This is a genomic window from Cryobacterium lyxosi (assembly GCF_004403345.1).
GTDB lineage: Bacteria > Actinomycetota > Actinomycetes > Actinomycetales > Microbacteriaceae > Cryobacterium > Cryobacterium lyxosi.
Window position 1 is genome coordinate 26,282 of record NZ_SOGT01000018.1, and the last position, 20,530, is coordinate 46,811.

The window sequence follows — 20,530 nt, forward strand, 5'->3', positions numbered from 1 at the left end:
GTGCGGCCTACACAGCGCTCGCCTCAGGGTCTTCACACCTTCTCGTTTGACCGAACCGCATCGACACGGAATGCTGTACCAATGACAGGCGGCTCCCCTCAGCTGCCCCGCCCAACACGCCCCGAAGCGTGTGCAGGACACGAAATCACCTAAATGAAACTCAACCCGAAACTGACCCACGACTTACCCGCCGCACAGAGCACTCGTTCCCCGTTTCGCCGCGCACGCACGTCGGCAGTCGCCGCTGTGGTGCTCGGATTGACCGGTGCTCTGGTGGGAATCGCTCCCGTTCAAGCTGCGGAAGAGATAGCACCCGCCTATACAATCACTCCAGGGCGGGGCGAGACCGCAGCGCCCCCCTCGGCCGGCACTGCGTTCGGAATGGGCCTGACCCCGGCGCAGTTGCGCTGGCTGCTGGCTCAACTCTTCCCCACCACTCCCGAACCGATTGTGGCTCCGGTACCGAGTCCGGCTCCGGCACCGAGTCCTGCTCCGGCACCGAGTCCGGCTCCGGCACCGAGTCCTGCTCCGGCACCGAGTCCTGCTCCGGCACCGAGTCCTGCTCCGGTACCGAGTCCTGCTCCGGTACCGAGTCCGGCTCCGGCACCGAGTCCGGCTCCAGTGCCGGCACCTGCTCCAGTGCCGGCGCCGACACTTCCCTCCACGGGAGGCACGCCGAACGGCAGTAACACCGGCGTGCCAGCGGGCACCAGGTTGACGGTGCACAACGGCGACCTCACTATCACCGAGGAGGGCACCGCCATTGACGGATTGGACATTCGGGGCATGGTCAGGATCGCAGCCCCCAACGTCACAATCAAAAATTCGATCGTGCGCGGACGAGACCTGAGTGGTCCGATGGCCCTTATCAGCAATCTCGGCGGCTACGAAAATCTGCGCATCATCGACACGGAGCTGTTTCCCTCCACGCCGTCACCCGATGTCCAGGGAATCTACGGCTACAACTTTGAGGCAAAACGCCTCAACATTCATGGTGTCATCGACGGTATCCACCTCACTGGCGGAAACGTCGCGATCACGGACTCCTGGGTGCACGACAACCTGCACTACGACAGAGACCCAAATCAGGGAGGCACACCGAGCCACGACGATTCCATACAAATTCAGGAAGGATCAAATATTCGCATCGACGGCAACCGGTTGACCGGTGCCTGGAATGCTTCCGTGCAGGTCACTCAGGACCGCGGCGACGTGTCCAATCTCACCATCACAGATAATGTGGCCGATGGCGGCGGATGCTCGATCAACCTTGCCGAGAAATCCCGCGGCCCCCTGCATGGAGTGGTCATCACTGACAATATTTTTGGTCGCAACACTCGGGTCGACGATTGCGCGGTGATTGCGCGTGCGTCCACGAAGGTGAAGATGGAGGACAACTACTACACGCCGGATGACACCCTGGTCGTGATTCACCCCGGATAATCGGCGCATCCAGAAATCCAGAAAGGAGGGCGGGTTCCTCGTGCACTGCACGCGGAACCCGCCCTCCCGCCGTTCTGGGAGCCAATCGGCTCTAGGAGGTGCCCTCGATCGCTCGGGTCTGCCAGCGGGAAGCGGCGTCCGGTCGCGTCAACGCATCCAGGGCCCGGCGCAGTATCGTGCTCGAGGTGTTCACTGTGTATGGAAAATAGACCACATCAACACCGACAGCGGCGAACTCGCGCTCCAGGTGCATACCGCGAGGGGTGCCTCGCCAGTCGTCGCCCTTGAAGAAGACGTCGAAGCGCAGCTGGCGCCACGTCTCCAACTTGTCTTGCACGACTTCGGCAACGGCCTCATCGACGAATGAAATGTGCCGCACAATCTCGAGGCGCTCGAACAGGGGAACAACCGGGGTGACGCCCTTGGTCAGCTCCAGCATTTCATCGGACACGACGCCAGCGATCAAGTAGTCACACTGGCTTTTGGCGTGTTTAAGGATGTTGAGGTGGCCCACGTGAAAAAGGTCGAAAGCGCCTGCGGCATAGCCGATGCGAAGAGGCCTTGTGGAGTTGGTGCCTGCATCGGGGGAAAGGGATTGTCCTGCGGCCATACAATGCTCAGATTTCTCTCAGGCTACCCCGCGAGCGCGGCAGAATTCGAATAGAGGGAGTCAGGGGAGGTAGTGAGGAATCCTAACGTCTATTGACCGGTCTGACTAGGGCGCCGCGTGACACGTTCACGTTCGGGCTGCTGGCGATTGTGGCAACCTGCACTTTGCGGGTAGGAGGAAACGAGAAACTGAGTATGATTCACAAACTGCGGGGGTCGTCTCGAGGCCACCGAAGACTAGAAGATGAGGTTCCTTTATGTTATGGCGTTTCCGTTCCCCTGTGCCAGCCATTGTCGCCCTCGCCGTACTCTTCGGTGCGATCCTTACTGGGGCGGGAGCGGCTCAGGCCGACACCTCACCCCCCAGCGCCTCCACTCCCAAGACCGTCGCAGCGGATGCCCTGCCTACAGCGCAAATCAACGGCGTCGTGTGGTCGCAGGTCATCGTGGGAAACACGGTCTACGTTGGCGGAGAGTTCACCAGGGCCCGTCCCTCGGGAGCCCCTGCCGGAACGAGCGAGGTCTCCCGCAACAATCTCATGGCCTACAACTTGTCGACCGGGGTGATGACATCCTTCAATCCCAGTGTTAACGGTGTTGTGCGGGCGATTACCGCCTCCCCTGACGGATCCCGCATCTATGTCGGTGGCGGCTTCAGTACTGTCGGAGGCGTCGCCCGCTCGCGGCTCGCGGCCTTCAGCACAACAACCGGTGCGCTCTTGTCCGACTGGAAGCCCACGGCGAATGGAACCGTCCGTGCCCTCGATGCCTTCGGCGGCACGGTGTATGCCGGCGGAAGCTTCACATCGACCAGCGGCCAAAGCCGCCAGAGGGCCGCATCGTTCAATGGCCCGACCGGTGCTGTGGGGGCGTGGAAAGGCACCATTCCCAATGGTGCGGTCAACGCGCTGACGGTCTCACCCAACGGCGACCGGGTCGTCATCGGCGGGTCATTCACCTCATACAACGGGGCAACCACTCCCGGCTACGGGATGGCCGCCACGAACTCGAGCACGGGCGCCGGCGTGACCTGGAACATTGGCAAGCTGATCAAGAATGCCGGCCCCAACGGGGCCATCCTCTCGCTCACCTCTGACGCTGACGGCGTCTACGGTACCGGCTACGATTTCGGGGCCGGTGCTATGTTCGAGGGAACATTCCGGGCTAGCTGGAGCAGCGGCAACACCGTCTGGATCGAAGACTGCCATGGTGACACGTATTCGGCTGTACCGGTCGGCGACGTTGTCTACACCACCGCCCACGCCCATTTCTGCGGCAATATCGGCGGACCCCCCGAGACGACGCCGCGCAGCTACCACCGCACCCTGACGTTCACCAAGGCCGCCGGCTGCACGATTGCCCCCAATCAAACGGGCAGCAGTTACTTCAACTTCGGCGGCCGGCCGTGCCCCACCCTGCTGGCGTTCTTTCCCGACATCAATACCGGCACTTATACCGGGCAGGGTCAGGGACCGTGGAACCTCGCGGCGAACTCCCAGTACGTTCTCTACGGTGGCGAATTCACGATCGTCAATAACAAACGCCAACAGGGGCTCGTGCGCTTCGCTGTCTCATCGATCGCGCCAAACAAGGAAGGTCCTAAGGCCACGGGTTCCAACTTTCAGCCCACGCTCAGTACCCCCAGCGCGAACTCGGTGAAGGTGACCTGGAAATCCAACTACGACCGAGACAATGAACAGCTCACCTACCAGGTGCTCCGAAACGGTGTCGTGGTACGCACTCAAACCGGGCTGTCAGCAGACTGGATTCGGCCCAGCATTAGCTGGACCGACACTGGGCGATCGGGTGGCACGACCTATACCTACCAAGTGCGGGCGACCGATCCGTTCGGCAATACTGTGACCGGATCATCGGCAAGCATCCAGGCTACCGGCGCTGCCAATAAGACGGCTCCCGACCAGACCATCACGCCGGATGCGCCGGCGAATGCCCCCGACGCAACTCTGACTCCGGATGTGGCTCCGATGCCCGACGTAGTTCCCGACGTGGTTCCCGACGTGGTTCCCGCGCCGGATGTCGTGCCGGAACCTAGGGTGCAGCAGGACCCAGGAATCAAGCCGATGCCGAATGACGCGCCTGCGCCGCTGCCCGAGGTGCCAGCCGCCTAGAGCGGTGGACTCATCGCCCATCACCCCTGAAGGGGCCGCCCGCTAGTCGAGTGGTCCCTTTGGGTTTGCTCTGCATCGTCGCTAACTTCTGGTGATGACCCGGGCAATGAGGTCACGACGACGATCCAGCGAAAAAAGCCTGTTGACCGCGGCTGGATCTGGCAGCGAAGGGTGAGCTTTCAGTGTCACGGACAAGTCAAGGAGTGCGGCGGTAATGTCCCGGTCAGGGAAATCCGTGCGCGACACCCCAATGCCGCCGACGACCGGAAGGACTTCTCCCGCACCGCCGTCCGCGAAGCCAACCGACCGCAGGCCAACCCGCCAGGCTTCGATCGGTACCAACCCGAACGGCTCGGGTGTAGACGGAAAGCAGGCCACGGCATCGATCTCGCTGGCGATGGCCGCCACTGAGGCAGCTTCTCCGCGGTACTCGATGCGCGGGTCACGACTGACCAGCGCCAACACGTCCTGAAGAGCATCATCCTGTCCGGGGTACGGCGCACCGAAGAGCAGGAGCCGCCAATCCTGACCGGACAACGCCGTCGATTGGAATGCCGTGGCCACCTCCAGGTGCCCCTTGTGCCCATTGACGCGTCCGACGACGGCGAACGTCAGTGGGTCGTGCACACCACGCACCGGTACGGCCTCAACGGAGCTGAAAACCGGAGAGGTAACCGTCAGACGGTCCGACCCTACGCCTTGGGAGTGCAGCCACTCGGCAGTGGCCCTGCTGCATGCGCACACCGGAAAGGTGCCGGGTGCCAGCAATGTGCGCACAAGCAGGCCACCGACTCGTCCCAGGAGCAGTTCGTGCACCGAGACATAGAAGCGTCGGCGACGCAGACGGAGCACGGGAATGTAGGCGCTCAGGGCCAGGGTCCACAACACCACGACGTCGGCGAGCGCCACGTCGTGCCGCAGCGTGAGCGGATGTAGCAGGTCGGTCAACTTGCTTCGGCGCAGCACTACCAGCGACGGATCGATCACGACCGAAACCGCTGCGCCGAACCGGGCCAGGTCCGTGGACAACGGACCGGTGTGTGGAACAACGATGAGCACTTCGTGCCCGAGGCTGACCAGGCACTCTATTTCCTGGCAGAGCACCTTGCTGGCACCGTAGGCATCATTGCTGCCGTGCAGAATGGCAAATTTCATGTCTGTCACCTCGGTCGGGTGTTTGGTGTGTTACCGGGCAAGCGCCGGAATTCCACACTGTACAGCCTGAGCGGGTGCCCCCGTTCGGGGTTCAGCCGCCCCCTAGGAATGAGGGTGCGTCCCGTGTATTAATAGCTGCACCGCGTTATTAGCGCACGGTGTCAGCAGCTGCACCAAAGAATGCAACCCGATCGTCAGGCCAGCCGAGCAACCTGGAGTTTCACCATGGCAGTGCGCCACCCCGTCGATGACAACACAGGCCCCACCGTGGGTGGGAATTCGATTTCTCGGCGGCGTGTCTGGTGGATCGTTGCATCCGCTGCGCTGGCAGTACTCATCGTCGTCCTTGTGGTCGCCGGTGTCGCCGCATCGAACAATGGCGGCCCGAACCCGGCTGCACACAACAGCGACGCCCCTTCGCCGAACCCGCGGATGACTGCAACGCCCACCGCGGTGCCATCGCCCGACCCCTCACCCACAGCGGTTCCGACTGCTACGACGCCCGCGCCGACCGAGGCTGTCGCTGCCGAACCTGCTCCGCCCGTCGAACCTGCTCCGCCCGTCGAGCGGGCGCCGGTGCCGCTGACCGATTCCGCCGCAGCCGTTCCGGGTCTGGTGTTCAGCATCGGCACACTCGAAGCCGTCGACGGGGTCGCGCGCGGTCCGGGCGAGGTGGGTGGGCCTTCCCTGCGTTTTGCTGTGACCGTGCGCAATGACACGTCCGACGCTGTGGCATTGACCGCAACCGTGGTCAACCTGTTTTTCGGTGCTGAGCAAAGCCCGGCGACTGAATTGACGGCGTCGGGTGGAGCGCCGCTACCGGAATCGGTCGCTGCGGGGGCGACCCAGCAGGGGGTTTTCGTTTTCGCGGTGCCGAGTGACCAGCGCGACCAGGTGCGCATCGCCGTAGATTACTCCGCGGGCGTGCCGATCGTGCTGTTTGAGGGCGCAGCCCCGCGCTGAGTGGCTATGTGCTCGTGCCCCGGATAGGGGGCAGCCGTTTATGAAAGATTCTCACTATACTCCGAAGAATGCGGTGGCTACCCGACGGCCCGGCACCTCGTCTTGAGTAAGGAATCACCGTGCGACTTCTCCCGGCGTCTCGCTTGCACGTCAACGCGACCATGGCCACGGCCAGTGGCGCGATCCGACCGAGTGCCACTCGGTCGTTGAAACTGGGCTGGGCCAGTCTGGTGACCATCATCACGGTGCTCGCGAGCCTCGTGACGTTGCCTCTGGTGGCGCAGGCGGACACCCGCCCGGTGGATGCTGGCACACCGCTCACCGTCGCTGCCGATGCCCTGCCCACGACCCAGATCAACGGCGTCGTCTGGTCCCAGGTCATTGTCGGCAACACTGTCTATGCCGGAGGCGAGTTCACACGGGCTCGGCCGGCCGGCTCGGCAGCCGGTGTGAACGAAGTTGTCCGCAACAACCTGCTCGCCTACAATCTGTCGACCGGCGTTCTGGTCGAGAGCTTCAATCCAGACCTGAACGGAGCCGTTCGGTCTCTCGTAGCATCGACCGATGGTACCCGGCTGTACGCCGGAGGGTTCTTCACGACCGTCGGCGGAGTAGCCAGATATCGCCTGGCCGCGTTCGACACTGTCAGCGGCTCCCTTGTCTCCTCTTGGGCACCGACGGTGAATGCCTCGGTGAAGAGCTTGGCAACCTTCGGTGACACCGTGTACGTGGGCGGGGTGTTCACCACGGCCAGCGGCATCGCTCGTAATCAAATCGCTGCTTTCGCCGCCTCGAATGGCGCACTGCGTGTCTGGAGCGGAGAACCGGTGGGCGGGTCGGTCAACACCATGGCTGTTTCGCCGGACGGCACCAAAGTTCTTATCGGCGGGTCGTTCACCTCGTACAACGGCAGCGATGCCCCCGGCTATGGGATGGCCGCGACGGATGCCGTCACCGGCGCCTCCCTGCCCTGGGCCGTCAACGCCCTGATTCGCAATGCCGGAGTCAACGGGGCCATCACCAGCCTGACCTCTTCGGCCGCCGGTGCCTTCGGCACCGGCTACGACTACGGAAGCGGGGCAAACTTCGAGGGCACCTTCCGGGTGAGCTGGAGCGACGGCTCCCTCATCTGGATGGAAGACTGTCACGGCGACACCTATTCGGCGGTGCCATTCGGCAACGTCGTTTACACCACCGGTCACACGCACTACTGCGGCAACATGGGCGGCCCGGTCGAGACCACACCACGCTCCTACCACCGCACTCTCACCTTTTCCATGGCTGCGACCGGCACGCTCACTCCCAATGCCGTCGGTAGCTATGCCAGCTTTACCGGCAAGCCGAGTCCGAGCATCCTGACGTTCTACCCCGAGATCAACTCGGGCACGTTTACCGGTCAAGGCCAGGGGCCGTGGACCATCACCGGCGACGGGCGGTACCTGCTCTATGGCGGTGAATTCACCAACGTGAACAACAAGGGCCAGCAGGGCTTGGTGCGCTTCGCCAGCACGGCGATCGCGCCCAATAAGGAAGGCCCACGCGTGGCCAACGCGGCCTTCGCGTCATCCGCTTTCGTACCTACCGTGGACTCCCTTTCGGCGGGCACCGCCCGCATCGGATGGAAGGCCGCCTACGACCGGGACAACGAACAGCTCAGCTACGAGGTGCTGCGTGACGGTGTCTCCGTCGGCACTGTGACCGGCCTGTCGACCGACTGGTCCCGGCCGGCGATGGGCTTCACCGACACCGGACTCACATCCGGGCAGATCTACGTGTACCGCGTGCGTGTACGGGACGCCTTCGGCAATGTGAAAACCGGCGGTCCGACCAGCGTGACCGTATCGGGTTCGGGTGACTACAGCGCCTACGCCAAGACCGTGCAGAGCGATTCGCCCTCGTCATACTGGCCGCTCGGCGAATCCAGTGGTACGACAGCCTACGACTGGGCTGCGGCCTCAAACGAGACCGCAGGCACCGGCGTCATCCGCAGCGTACCGGGCGCGCTTGCTGCAGACTCGGGCACAGCCTCCCGTTTCAGTGGCACGACCGTGGGCACGGCGGCATCATCCGCATTCGAAACTCCTCGAGGTGCTTTCACCCTGGAAGCCTGGGTGAAGACCACCACCACGAAGGGCGGCAAAATCATCGGGCTGGGCAACAGTGCCACCGGCGCCTCGACCGCCTACGATCGCCAGATCTATATGGACAACGTCGGACGACTCTGGTTCGGTGTGAAGCCGGGCATCTTGCGCACGGTCAACACGACCGCGGCATACAACGACGGTCAATGGCATCACATCGTCGCGTCCGTCGGTGCTGCCGGAATGTCCCTCTACGTCGACGGCGCCCTCGCCGCCCAGCGCACCGACACGACGTCGGCGGCGCCGGTCCAGGGCTACTGGCGCATAGGCGGCGACAACCTCAGCGGCTGGACCAGCCGACCGGCCAGCGATTATATTGAGGCCGACATCGACGAAGTGGCCGTCTATAACACGGCCCTTGGCGCCAGCGCCATCGCCCGGCACCACTCGATCGGCCAATTCGGACCGCCCGCCAACGTGGCCCCGACTGCTTCATTCAGCAGTGCGATCACGTACCGCGACCTGAGCGTCGATGCCACCGGATCGACCGACTCCGACGGCACCATCGCGGGTTACGCCTGGGACTTCGGCGATAACAGCACCACAACCGGAGCCACCGCAACGCACTCCTACGCGGCCGCCGGCAGCTACGTGGTCACCCTCATCGTCACCGACAACTCGGGAGCGAGCACGGTTACCACCCGCACGGTCGATGCCACCGAACCGCCGGCGAACGCGCTGCCGACAGCCGCATTCAGCTATCAAGCCACGCCGCTTACCGTGGCGGTGGATGCCTCCACCTCCGGCGACAGCGACGGCACCATCACCGGCTACAGCTGGAACTTCGGTGACGGGACCTCCGGCAGCGGCGTGACCGCCTCGCACAGCTACGCGGTCGAGGGCGCCTACGACGTGACCCTCACCGTGACCGACAATTCCTTAGCCACCGCGCAAGCCAAGCAGACGGTTGTCGTTCCGGCAGCCGACCCGAACACACCGCTGGCTACCGACGCGTTCTCCCGCAGCCTGGCAACCGGCCTGGGCGCCGCCGACACGGGGGGAGCCTGGACGACGACCGGTACGGCATCGAATTACTCGGTCAGTGGTGGAGCCGGCCGCTTCAAAGCCGCCGCCGGAGCCACCGTCAATGCCTACCTGTCTGGCGTGTCCCTGCTCGACACCGACATGCTCGTCACAACGACCCTCCAACAGGATGCGACCGGTTCCGGCGCGTACACCTCGCTGATCGGCCGCCGGGTCGGCACGGACGATTATCGGGTGCGCATGAAGAATCTGTCGACCGGAGTTGTGCAACTGCAACTCATGCGCGGCGCTACCAGCCTGAAGGCCCAGAACATTTCCGGCCTCACCTACACAACCGGAAGCGCGCTGCAACTGCGCGTTCAGGTCATCGGCTCGGCTCCGACGACAATTCGTGCCAAAGTTTGGGCCCTCGGCACGCCGGAACCCTCGGCGTGGCAGACCACGGTGACGGATTCGACCGCTGCGCTGCAGACATCCGGTGCCGTTGGTCTGGCCTTCTATCTGGGGTCGACCGCCACAGTGACGCCCGTCACCGCGACCTTCGATGACCTGATCGTGAAGAGAGCCACTTGAACGGCGGCCCGGTCTCGAGCTCGCCAATCGCGCACGGCGCGCACAGCACTTTTCTCACCGCTACAGAAGGGATTGGCCATGTCACTTGCCAATCGATCCACAGGTGACCCGCGCGTAGTGATCGCGGTGCTGACCTATCGACGCCCCGCCGACCTCGAGGAGCTCCTGCCCGAACTGCTCGATCAGGCCGGCATGGTGCTGGCACCGGTGGAGATCATCGTCATCGACAACGACCCTGATGCCGGAGCGCGCACCCTCGTGACCGACACCAGGTGGGTAGAAACTGGGGAGCCCGCATCGACCGGGGGGACGCCCATCCGATACGTGCACGAACCCACCCCGGGTATCGCCTCGGCGCGCAATAGAGCACTGCAGGAAGGCCAGGGTGCCGACCTGCTTATCTTCATCGACGATGACGAACGACCCAGCAGCCACTGGCTCGTGCAGTTGCTCGATACCTATTCGACCTATCGGCCCGCGGCCGTCGTTGGCCCGGTACTGTCGCAGTACGACATCGAACCAGACCAGTGGATTCGGGCCGGTGGCTTCTTCGAGCGCCGCCGGTTCACTACGGGCACGCCGGTATCGCTCGCGGCAACGAATAATCTGCTGCTCGATCTGGCCCAGGTGCGTCGGTTGGAGCTCAGCTTTGACGAACGGTTCGGGCTGTCAGGCGGGTCGGACTCGTTGTTCACCCGGCAGCTGCACCAGCGCGGCGGGCAAATGATCTGGTGCGATGAAGCCATCGTCATCGATATAGTTCCGGCGGATCGTCTTACCCGGGAGTGGGTGCTGCAACGCGCATTTCGCATGGGTAACACCTGGAGTCGTATCAACCTCGACGACACTGACCGTGCCAAACGGGTGCTGGTGCGGATGAACCTGCAAGCGCGTGGCGCCGCACGGCTGTGCGGTGGGATCGTGCGATACATCGCTGGATCCCTCGTCGGGCAGGTCCCGTTGCGCGCCCGAGGGCTGCGCACAGCCGCCCGCGGTGCTGGGATGCTGGCAGGTTCCGTGGGCTCGGTCTACCACGAGTACAAGCGTGGCTAGCGGTCGAATTCTGACCGACCGGGCACGGCTGTACCGTACGCTGCGCAGCGCCCACCTGGAACGAGCACATGAGTTGCCGGCGGCCGCCATTCTGTTCCGAATCAAAAGGTATGACTTTCACGAGGAACTGGCGACGGGCCTCGTGCTTGTGCAGGCTCACCCCGTGCGCGCCGCGTGGTTGTTGGCTCACTCCACGGTCACGACGCTGGAAATTGGCGAACCGCTCATGCTCTCGAGCGTCTGGGCCAGCACGCTAGCGATCAGCGCCCTGCGCCTGCGTGCGCTGATCGGCGGTAGCCGAGCAAGCATCGTGTGTTACGCCCTGGAAAACGCGGATCCGTTCCAACGCCAACTCGCTATCCGGGCGCGACTGCGTCGCGGTCTCAACGGCGTTGCCGCTCGCTTCGTCTGGCGTCAAACTGACCGCATCGTTTTTGGAACGGATGCGGCCCGCGTCACGTACCGCACAGCCCTGCCCGAACCTGCCCGGGATGCCGTCTCGGTCGTTATTCCCGCGTTGCCAGCCACATGCACCTGCAGCGATGACGGTGACCCTGAGGTGAACCGGGTGGTTTTTCTGGGAGCATTCGCCCAGCGTAAAGGGTTGCCAAGCCTTCTCGCGGCTTGGCCTCTCGTGACCAAAGCGCTGCCCGAGGCCCGCCTCACCCTGATCGGTAAGGGTGCGCTGGAGAATCAGGCGCGGCAAGCCGTCGCCAGCGACCCAACGATCGAGCTTGTCATCGACCCGCCGCGCAGCGAGATTCACCGACAGTTGCGTCGTGCCAGCGTGCTGGCCCTGCCCAGCCAGCCGACCGCCACTTGGCGTGAGCAGGTCGGCCTGCCGATCGTCGAGGGTCTCGCGCACGACTGCTCGATTGTGACCACGACCGAAACTGGGCTTGCGTCCTGGCTTGAAGAGCACGACCACGAGGTGGTCGCGCCGGGCTGCACGCCGCAGCTGCTGGCGGATGCTGTCGTGCGCGCGCTGCAGGCACCTCGCCCCGCAGCTGAGGATCTGCCGGCCATCGATGGCCGGCTCGCCGCCGACGCCTGGCTATTTGTTGGCGCCTGAGCGCTCAGCAGCCGATCGTGGTCCAGTCGATATCGCTCGGTTCAGCGCGAGCGGACTGACTGAATGGCCCGGCCGTAGGCCTCGACGTGATCGGCGGCTCCGACCGACCACCGGCGGTGCGAGAGGTCGGGCGCGGGGGCGCTCCGAGGCCAACGAGCGCGCAAGAGCGCATCGGCCAGAACCTCTGCGCTTAGTGGCCCGGTGTAGGTGAGCACCCAATCAGTGCCGACCTCGTTGGCCAGCGCGGTGGTGACCGCGTTCTCTGGTACCAATACCGCCCGGTCGAGCGAGAGGGCCAGCAGCGCGGCGCCGGAGTTGTGCATCTCGGTGTAGGGCAACACGACCAGTTCGGCGGCGCGGATGGCATCGGCCAGTTCGGCATCACTGGCGTGGCGCAGCATAAACTCGACGCGCGGGTCGCCGGCCGACGTGCGCTGCAGCCGCTTTGCCAGGTCGCGTGTCTGGGGAGCACCGACAATATGCAGCGTCGGCAGGGGATCGTCCAGGGCCGCGGTGTCCAGTTGGCGAAAAGCGTGGACCAGGGTGTCCACACCCTTGTAGGGGCGAATGAGTCCGAAGTAGAGCAACCGACCTGGCATGGTCGCGCCCGACATCAGGTCACCGTACCAGTCTCGGTAATCACCGTGCGGGATGGTGTGTTCGAGCGCGTCAGCGGGCACCGGTGTGAATGAATTGAGCCTGATCCACAGGGTGGTGCGCTGGTCGAACCGCTCGAGTAAACGTTGGTCATGCTGGGGTGAGAGCTCATGACTCCGCACGTTGTGCAATGTTCGCACCACCGCGGTGCGACGCAGGCGCAGCCGCACCAGAAACAGGCGGAACAGCATGCGTCTGGCTAGCGCCCGGGCCGGTGTCCGACCCTGCACGAGAATCTCCGGCCAGTGTGCGTGGAACACGTCGTAACGGCTGGTGAGCGCCCGGCGCCAGGTGAAGCCGAGCACCTCGACGTGCGGGCTGAGCGAGCGGCTCAATTGCAGCAGGTAGGGATTCGTCGTCGTGCGACCCTCCGGAAAAGATTGGAGGACCCGCACTATGACGACCGTGTCGATTCCGACGCGCGAGAGTCGCGACGGCCCGTTTCATCGAAGGTGGTGCGAGGCGCTCGGGTAGCCGTGACCCGGTTGGTCGTTTCCGGAGTCAGCGCGGCAGTGCGAGTTGTTGGGGCGAGCGGTCCGTAGTACACCTCAGCGCGACGCTCCCGCACCTGGTTGAGTACGATGCCGAGAATGCGCGCATTGACGGCTTCAAGCGACTCCAGCGTGGTGGCCAGCTGTTGGCGGGTGGTCGCCTTGTAACGGGCGACCACGATGGCACCGTCGGTGAGATGTGACAGACCGAGGGCGTCGGTGGCCGGCAGCAGCGGCGGGGAATCGACGACGATGAAGTCGTACTCGAGCAGTAGGCGCTGCATCAGGGTCTTCATTGCGGCCGAACCGAGCAACTGTCCGGGGTTGGGCGGCACAGCGCCGGAGGGCAACACGTCGATGCCATTCGACCAGCGCACGATGGCGTCGTCGGGTTCGACATCGCCGAGCAGAACAGTTGTCAGCCCGACGTCGCCTTCGAGATCACACAGCTCGGCGATCGACGGGCGACGTAGGTCGGCATCAATCAGGAGCACGCGCGACGAGCGTTCCGCCATGGCGAGGGCAAGGTTGATCGCGGTCGTGGATTTGCCATCACGCGTCACCGCGGACGTGACCACGGCGCTGCGTGGCGGGCTATCCACGTCGATGAATTCCAGGTTGGCCCGCACCCGTCGATACGCTTCAGCCAGGGCACTGTGTGGCATCACCCGCATGACCAGGCCTGCTGGGTCGGTGCGCTTCTTGCGACCGACCTTTCCAAGCAGGGGATCGGAGGAGACCCGATCGAGGTCCTTCTCTGTGCTCACCCGGGTATCGAACACCTCGCGGGACAGGGCGTACAGCACGCCGAGAACGAGCCCGATCAGCAATCCGGTGATGACGATCAGCTGCGTATTCGGTGCAAACGGGCTGTCCGGCAGTTGAGCCGGAGAAACCGTCTCGACCGTGATCGACGGCAAGTTGTCGGGCCCTTTCGGCGCCAGATTTCCTACCGCAGTGGCGAGGGAATCGGAGACAGCATCAGCGAGGGCCACGGCCTGCGTCGCCGACAGGCTGGTAACGGTGATGTTGATAAACACCGTGTTGATGGGAATCTCCGCGGTGACACGGGAGGCCAGGGCCTGCGTGGAAATATTCAATCCGAGCTTGCTGATCACGGGCCCCAGAACGGTTGGTGTCGTGGCGAGTTGAGCGTAGGACTGCACAAGGTTTTGAGTGAAGGTTGACGACTGCAGCAGCTCACTGGTCGTCTCACCCCGGTCACTCGTCACGAAGACACTGTTGGTTGCCTGGTACTGCGCCGGAAGGGTGGCCGCGTAGCCCCACGCCACCGCGCCGCCGAGGAGGCCCACAATAGCGATGAGCAACCACCGCCTCGTGATGGTCCTCAGATAGTCGATTGGTTCCACAGCTTTCTCCATCCGGTTGCGCCTACACTACAATCAAGGTGATCAAAACTCACGTCTGAAAGTGTGAAAAAGCATCCCCAGAACGAGGCACACGGCAAAGTCGTTACGTTGTCACCGCAGATGTCAGCTACGGTCGGGCGACTTCCCGGCGTCCCAGCGCGGTCATATCTCGAAACCATTTACCCAGCGCCAAAGCGAGATAAAGCGCATTGGCTACGAAAAGCACGCTGTACACGCCGAAAAACGCCAACGGAGCGCCCAGCAGTACGAAGGCGAGACAAAGCACGCCGTAGTCGGTCGGCAGACCGAGAAATGACCGTAACGCGGAGCGGGGAGCGGTGGAAGGCGGCGCCGTCGGCGCGTGCTTGGCTTTGAGCAGGTCGTTCAGAATCATTGCGAAGAACGACACGGCAGCCACGGCCGCAAACCCGACGGGCACGAGCAGCCAAGTCGAGCTGGACAGTGGAAAGTGTGTGAACATCGTGATGAGCACCGCTAGATGCAAGGTTGAGATCTTGATGGAGTCAACGACGTGGTCGAGCCATTCCCCCGAGGGGGAACCGCCACCGCGCAACCTGGCGACCTGGCCGTCGGCCGAGTCGAAGGCATACCCGATGGCGAGCAGCAGCCACACGACGAGTCCGAGCCACCAGCTCGGCTCACCGATCGCCAGTAGTACGATCGCGCAGAATGTGAAGCCCGCGCTGACGGCGGTGACGTTGTTGGGGGTCAGGCCCAGACGAAACGCGCCCGCCGCGAGGTAGCGCCCGACGCGGCGGTTCACGTAGACGGAATAGGGCGGCGCGCCGCGCGCCGCCGTCTTCTGGGCGGAGGACAGACGCCGAACGGTGTCAGAGTACGTTTCGGTCGAACGAGCGATTCGGGCCGAGGTGCTGGTCATGAGCTGATCCCCCTGGAAAGTGCGGTTGACGGTTGCTTGCTCAGGCTGTCGGAAAGGCTCCACATCGACACTCCGGCCCTGCCGGTGCTTTGACGGTGGCTGCTGTAGCCGACGGCCACGCGCCTAGCGAGTTGTTCGTAACTGTCCGTGACGCTGTCCCAGTTGTAGAGTTCCTCGGCGCGTCGTTGCAGCGCCGCGGCAACTTCGGCCACGCGCTCGGGGTTCAGTTCGGCATCTTCGAGCAAGGCGCTCAGGGACTCCGCTCGTGCGAAGTAGGCACCGTCGACACCGAGGACCTCACGATTGAAGACGACGTCCCACGCGATGACCTTGGTGCCGGCACCCATTGCCCGCAACAGCGACGGGTTCGTTCCGCCGACCGAATGACCATGCAGGTAGGTGTTGGCATGAGTGTAGAGCTGGTCGAGCTGATCCTGGTCCCAGACACTGCCAAGCATGCGAATGCGGGAATCAGATGCGGCGAGGTCGCTGATACGGGTGATGTGGTTGGCGGCGTATGGCGCAGAGCCGACGACGACGAGTGGCAGGCGGGCAGCGCTGGCCCGATATCCTTCCACAATGACGTCGACGTGGTTTTCTGGTTCGAACCGGGCGACGACGAGATGATAGCCGCCGGGGCGAAGACCGAGTTCGGCGAGCCGATCGGTCGGGGTGTCCTGCAGGATTCGGGTGCCGTAGGAGATCAATTCGGTTGGAATGGAAAATTCGTCCCGGTAATAGTCGACGATGCCTTGTGCGTCAGCGATGAGGGCATCAGCTTCGCGCACCGATACTTCCTCGGCCCAGCGGTAGTACCGCCGTCCCGCGCCACCCCATTTGCCGCGCTTCCATTCCAGGCCGTCCACGTGCACGACGCTGGGGATTCCGCGGAGACGCAACAGCGGCACAAATGGGGCGTTGGCGGCGTTGAAGACGAACGCGACATCGGCCGGACGGTGCAGGGTGGCGTGCAAGACCGACATTCCGGTGTGGCTCAGGGTCTCGAGAATTTTGTGGCGCAGTGCCGGCAGCTCCACGAGTTTCATGCCGAGGTACTCTTTTGGCACCGGCTGGGCGGCGCGGCGGCAGTAGACGGTGACGTCGTGGCCTCGGTCGACGAGGCGGCGACCGATCTCCTCGATGGCGGTTTCAAATCCGCCGTAGGCGGCGGGCACTCCGCGGGTACCGATCATTGCGATGCTCAGACGCCGGTGGTTGGTGGGCGCAGTGTGTTCGATCCCCGCGGTCATGTCAATACGCCCCTACTGGTTGAATGACGGTCTTGAAGGTGCGCCAGATGATCATCAGGTCGCCGGTGAGGGACCAATTCTCGACGTAATACAAGTCGAGTCGTACGCTGTCTTCCCAGCTGAGATTCGACCGTCCGTTGACCTGCCACATGCCGGTCAGGCCGGGCTTGATGTACAGGCGGCGATGCACGTGGGTTTCGTAGACCTGAACCTCTTCGGGCAGTGGCGGGCGGGGTCCGACCAGGCTCATCTCGCCCACGAAAATGTTCCACAGCTGGGGCAGTTCGTCGAGCGAGTACTTGCGCAGCACACGACCGATCTTGGTGATCCGGGGGTCGTTGCGAATCTTGAACAGCACCCCGGAAGCTTCATTCTGGTCGAGCAGGCCGGCCAGATCGTCTTCCGCGGTCTGTACCATGGAGCGGAATTTGATCATGCGAAAGGTTTGTCCGTTGCGGCCGCAGCGTTCCTGCCGAAATAGTACGGGGCCGGCGCTGTCCAGCTTGATAAGCACGGCAATGACCGCGAGCACCGGCAGTAGGAACACCAGGGCACAGGACGTCGTGACGATGTCCAGGGTTCGCTTGAGGGCGTGGCGCCCCCCCTCGAATCGAGGAATTTCCACGTGGATCAGCGGGAGGCCTTCTACCGGGCGAAAGTGGATGCGGGGACCAGCAACATCCGTTAGTCGGCTGGAGAGAACCAGCTCCGCTGACGTTCCCTCGAGGTCCCAGCCGAGGTTGCGGATGTAGGAACTGCCGCCGCTGGGCTGCCCGGCCACGATGACCGTGTCGACGCCCATGGCGGCTGCCGCAGCGGCGACATGTTCGAAATCGGACACGATCGGCACCCTGCGTTCGCCGGCCGAGATCTCATCCCCGATGCCGTCTTCCAGGGCAGCGCCAACGATGTAGTAGGCAGCGCCGGACTTGTTGTCGATCTGGCTGACGACATATTCCACGTCGTCGCGGTTTCCTACGACGATCACGCGAGAGAGGTAGTGACCGAACTTGCGCTGGTGCAGCAGCCATTTGCGCCACAACCACCGTTCCAGAACCAACACGATAATGCCGAGGGGGAGCGCCAGAATAAAGTACAGCCGGGCGATGTCGATGTTGGAGATCAGAAAAACGATGGCGAGCATGCCGAAGGTCACCGCGCTGGCGTTGATGACCTGCTTGTATTCACTCGCGCCGACGCCGATGACGCGGGAATCCCTGGTATGAAAAAGTTCGAGGGTCATGAGCCAGGTCGCCACGATCAGTAGTGACAGGAGCCAGTAATTGGCGCTGAACGATCCCGGTACGGCCGGAATGCCATCGACGCCGAACCGAAACACCAGTGCCACAGCGACAGCGAAAACGATGACGGCGACGTCGGTCAGTCGAAGCTTGGTGCGGTACCGTCGCGCCCAGATCAACCCCGAGGAAGCGGTGTCGACGGCGATATCGGCGTGCGCCGACGTGGCCTGATCGACGAGCCGCAGTTTCGGGGTGTGCCCAAGCGGCAGGGACTCGGCAAAGGACGCGGGAGAATCTGATTCACTCATGCGTCGTTCCTCCTGCAGTCGAGCGTGGAAGCTGCGCCAGGAGTGGCCGGTACAGGGTTGAGTAAAGGGTCGCCGAGGGGGTTCGGCGGGTTACAAGTGAAAATCACTTTTTCATTCCCTGCAGTCGGGTTTACAGGAACAGGTGGTCAAGGTGACAAGGTGACGATGCTGGCACTTGTCGGTGGCGGAGCGCGGCGTAGGAAGATGATTCTTTCTCAGCAACTTACTGGCAGAGACTACCCCGATTCCAGTCGGTGGCGCTGTAACCTCAACTGGGGTCAAAACCCCCTGCTGGGGGGGAGTTGCAGCGGCGGGTGTCCCGGCCGCACGGAATTGCCGGACTTCAGCCCCGGTTTTGCGGGCAAAAATTCAAAACTGAGCGCCGCAGTGCCGGGCCGCCTGGGTGCACAAAGTGCTCGGTGGTGTGAGTCCTAGGCTGGCCTGAGCGCATCGATTGCCGGGAAGAGTTCACATGACCGTAAGAAGTCCGAAATTTGCTGTTATTGATGGCCACAACGATCTTGCCTGGGCCTGCCGCGAGCATCGCCACTACTCGGTTGCCGGGCTGGACGTCGAATACGATTCGGAGCGCAGTCAAGTTCAGACGGATGTCCCCAGGCTGCGCCTCGGCGGGGTGCAGGGCCAATTCTGGTCGGTGTGGGTGCATAGCGATTTCACGGGCGCCGATTCCGTGCAAGCCACCCTGGAGCAGATCGATTTCATCGACCGCCTGATTGCGGCCTATCCTGACGATTTCGAGCGGGCCGTGACCGCCGACGACGTTCAACGCGCACAACACGCCGGAAAGATTGCGTCGCTACTGGGGGTCGAGGGCGGCAATCAGATGAACAACTCGCTCGCGGTGCTTCGAGAGTATGCGCGGCTCGGCGTGCGCTACATGACCCTGACCTGGAACTCGACGACCGACTGGGCTGACGCGGCCGTCGATGTTGCGACTCACAACGGTCTCAACGATCGAGGCCGGGCCGTCATTGCCGAGATGAACCGCATCGGAATGATGGTCGATCTCTCGCACGTCTCCGCTGCCACCATGCAGGACGCCCTCGATGCCACAACGCTCCCCATTCTGTTCAGCCACTCCTCGTGCTTCGCCCTCAATCCGCACCCGCGCAACGTGCCCGACGCGATTCTCACCCAGCTCGCCGCCAACGATGGTGTGCAGATGATCACCTTTGTGCCGGCCTTCGTCTCCGCCGACTACCGCAACTGGGAAGACCATGGTTCGGTGGGGGAGAAGCCGCAGGTTACCGTGGCGCACGTGGCTGACCACGTTGAGCATGCCCGCAATGTGGCCGGCATCGATCACATCGGTCTCGGCGGAGACTTCGACGGCTGCCCCGACATGCCGGTCGGCCTCGCTGACGTGTCCAAATACCCCAACCTTTTTGCCGAGCTCGAACGGCGCGGCTGGAGCGACGCCGACCTCACCAAGCTTGGTTCCCAGAACGTTCTGCGTGTTCTTCGCGCAAACGACCCCGCCTACCGCGCCTTCGTAGGCTAGGGCCACGTGAATCGGGTCGCTGAACGTGGCCCCGGACAACGCAGGGCCGCTCTGGCTTGGACGGTATTTTGCTCGGAACGACGCAGCCAGCCTCAAGCTTTGTTTTCCCGAGTCCATCGGTAGTAGTCCGCCGTTTCATTACCCCTAATCTCCCCGAGCCTCCCCGAGTGGAGGCTGATCCGGGTACCCGCGAGGGCCTCACGTGTTATCCCACACGCTCTCTTCCCGTGCACTTTCTCCGCTTGGTCTCGATGCGAGGCTAAGACGATCACCGCGCTGATTTTTCATTACCGCGCATATTTCACAGAGAAAGCGACACCCCACCATGAAGATCACCACAAAAGTGAGCGTTGCCACCATGGTGGTCCTGGCGACTATCCTGCTGGCCGGCAGCTCCACAACCGCCTCAACCACCTCATCTACCAGCGTTCGCATAAGGAAATTCGGGCCACGTCACCATCCGGGTGGCGCGCTCGATCAGCAAAATAATCCCTCGGATGATTATTGTGCTGTGCGTCGCTCACACGAGTACGCGCCAGCCGCTGACCTAACTCCAGATACCAAGTCAGCACGCATTACGCCCCTGCCAGCGCAGACGCTGGAGGTGCTCCGCCGCCGTCGCGAAGTGCTGCGGGAGTTCAGCGGGCTGCTGAAGTGAGGGGACAGCG

Annotated in this window: 16 protein-coding genes; 8 read left to right on the forward strand and 8 right to left on the reverse strand. The window is 63.4% G+C overall.

The window, feature by feature from the left end; all coding sequences use genetic code 11:
- Positions 1-419: 419 nt before the first annotated feature.
- The gene (locus E3T27_RS16745) at positions 420-728 is read right to left on the reverse strand and encodes a hypothetical protein (RefSeq protein WP_194087734.1); all 309 of its coding nucleotides are present in this window, start codon (positions 726-728) and stop codon (positions 420-422) included.
- Here E3T27_RS16745 and E3T27_RS16750 point away from each other — a divergent pair.
- Entirely contained in the window at positions 721-1,443 is a 723-nt protein-coding gene (locus E3T27_RS16750) for a right-handed parallel beta-helix repeat-containing protein (protein ID WP_194087735.1), read from the forward strand. The genes E3T27_RS16745 and E3T27_RS16750 overlap by 8 nt on opposite strands.
- A 91-nt stretch (positions 1,444-1,534) precedes the next feature.
- Here the strand turns inward: E3T27_RS16750 and E3T27_RS15645 are convergent, their stop codons facing one another.
- On the reverse strand, positions 1,535-2,053 hold the full coding sequence (locus E3T27_RS15645; RefSeq protein WP_104195926.1) for an FAD synthase family protein: 519 nt from the start codon (positions 2,051-2,053) through the stop codon (positions 1,535-1,537).
- Positions 2,054-2,333: 280 nt separating this feature from the next.
- Here E3T27_RS15645 and E3T27_RS15650 point away from each other — a divergent pair, with 280 nt between their 5' ends.
- Positions 2,334-4,181 (forward strand): WD40 repeat domain-containing protein, encoded by a 1,848-nt coding sequence (locus tag E3T27_RS15650; protein WP_104195927.1) that lies wholly within the window; start codon positions 2,334-2,336, stop codon positions 4,179-4,181.
- Between the two features lie 81 nt (positions 4,182-4,262).
- Here the strand turns inward: E3T27_RS15650 and E3T27_RS15655 are convergent, their stop codons facing one another.
- Complete coding sequence (locus E3T27_RS15655) at positions 4,263-5,336, reverse strand: glycosyltransferase family 4 protein (RefSeq protein WP_134573913.1); 1,074 nt, start codon at positions 5,334-5,336, stop codon at positions 4,263-4,265.
- Between the two features lie 225 nt (positions 5,337-5,561).
- On the opposite strand from E3T27_RS15655, the gene E3T27_RS15660 reads away from it, so the two are divergent.
- The 4 genes from E3T27_RS15660 to E3T27_RS15675 all read left to right on the forward strand — a co-directional run bounded on the left by E3T27_RS15660 (position 5,562) and on the right by E3T27_RS15675 (position 12,122).
- Positions 5,562-6,299 carry a hypothetical protein gene (locus E3T27_RS15660; RefSeq protein WP_134573915.1) on the forward strand — a complete coding sequence of 246 codons (738 nt, stop codon included), beginning with the start codon at positions 5,562-5,564 and terminating at the stop codon, positions 6,297-6,299.
- 119 nt (positions 6,300-6,418) lie between these two features.
- Positions 6,419-9,997, forward strand: a complete 3,579-nt coding sequence (locus E3T27_RS15665; RefSeq protein ID WP_134573917.1) for a PKD domain-containing protein — start codon at positions 6,419-6,421, stop codon at positions 9,995-9,997.
- A gap of 78 nt (positions 9,998-10,075) precedes the next feature.
- The gene (locus E3T27_RS15670) at positions 10,076-11,050 is read left to right on the forward strand and encodes a glycosyltransferase family 2 protein (RefSeq protein ID WP_104195931.1); all 975 of its coding nucleotides are present in this window, start codon (positions 10,076-10,078) and stop codon (positions 11,048-11,050) included.
- Positions 11,043-12,122: a glycosyltransferase family 4 protein gene (locus E3T27_RS15675; RefSeq protein ID WP_134573918.1), complete on the forward strand. Its 1,080-nt coding sequence runs from the start codon at positions 11,043-11,045 to the stop codon at positions 12,120-12,122. Before E3T27_RS15670 ends, E3T27_RS15675 begins: the two co-directional genes overlap by 8 nt.
- A 41-nt stretch (positions 12,123-12,163) precedes the next feature.
- Here the strand turns inward: E3T27_RS15675 and E3T27_RS15680 are convergent, their stop codons facing one another.
- From E3T27_RS15680 to E3T27_RS15700, 5 genes are all read right to left on the reverse strand, one after another.
- Entirely contained in the window at positions 12,164-13,174 is a 1,011-nt protein-coding gene (locus E3T27_RS15680) for a glycosyltransferase (protein WP_134573920.1), read from the reverse strand.
- Complete coding sequence (locus E3T27_RS15685) at positions 13,174-14,640, reverse strand: tyrosine-protein kinase domain-containing protein (RefSeq protein ID WP_166786246.1); 1,467 nt, start codon at positions 14,638-14,640, stop codon at positions 13,174-13,176. Before E3T27_RS15685 ends, E3T27_RS15680 begins: the two co-directional genes overlap by 1 nt.
- Positions 14,641-14,767: 127 nt before the next feature.
- A complete protein-coding gene (locus E3T27_RS15690; RefSeq protein WP_104195935.1) occupies positions 14,768-15,541 on the reverse strand; it encodes a CDP-alcohol phosphatidyltransferase family protein in 774 nt (257 codons plus the stop codon).
- Entirely contained in the window at positions 15,538-16,791 is a 1,254-nt protein-coding gene (locus tag E3T27_RS15695; RefSeq protein WP_134573924.1) for a DUF1972 domain-containing protein, read from the reverse strand. Before E3T27_RS15695 ends, E3T27_RS15690 begins: the two co-directional genes overlap by 4 nt.
- Position 16,792: 1 nt before the next feature.
- The gene (locus E3T27_RS15700) at positions 16,793-18,340 is read right to left on the reverse strand and encodes a sugar transferase (RefSeq protein ID WP_104195937.1); all 1,548 of its coding nucleotides are present in this window, start codon (positions 18,338-18,340) and stop codon (positions 16,793-16,795) included.
- 472 nt (positions 18,341-18,812) lie between these two features.
- Between E3T27_RS15700 and E3T27_RS15705 the strand changes: the two genes are divergently transcribed.
- Complete coding sequence (locus E3T27_RS15705; RefSeq protein ID WP_134573926.1) at positions 18,813-19,862, forward strand: dipeptidase; 1,050 nt, start codon at positions 18,813-18,815, stop codon at positions 19,860-19,862.
- Between the two features lie 325 nt (positions 19,863-20,187).
- A complete protein-coding gene (locus E3T27_RS15710) occupies positions 20,188-20,520 on the forward strand; it encodes a hypothetical protein (RefSeq protein WP_134573928.1) in 333 nt (110 codons plus the stop codon).
- Positions 20,521-20,530 lie beyond the last annotated feature (10 nt).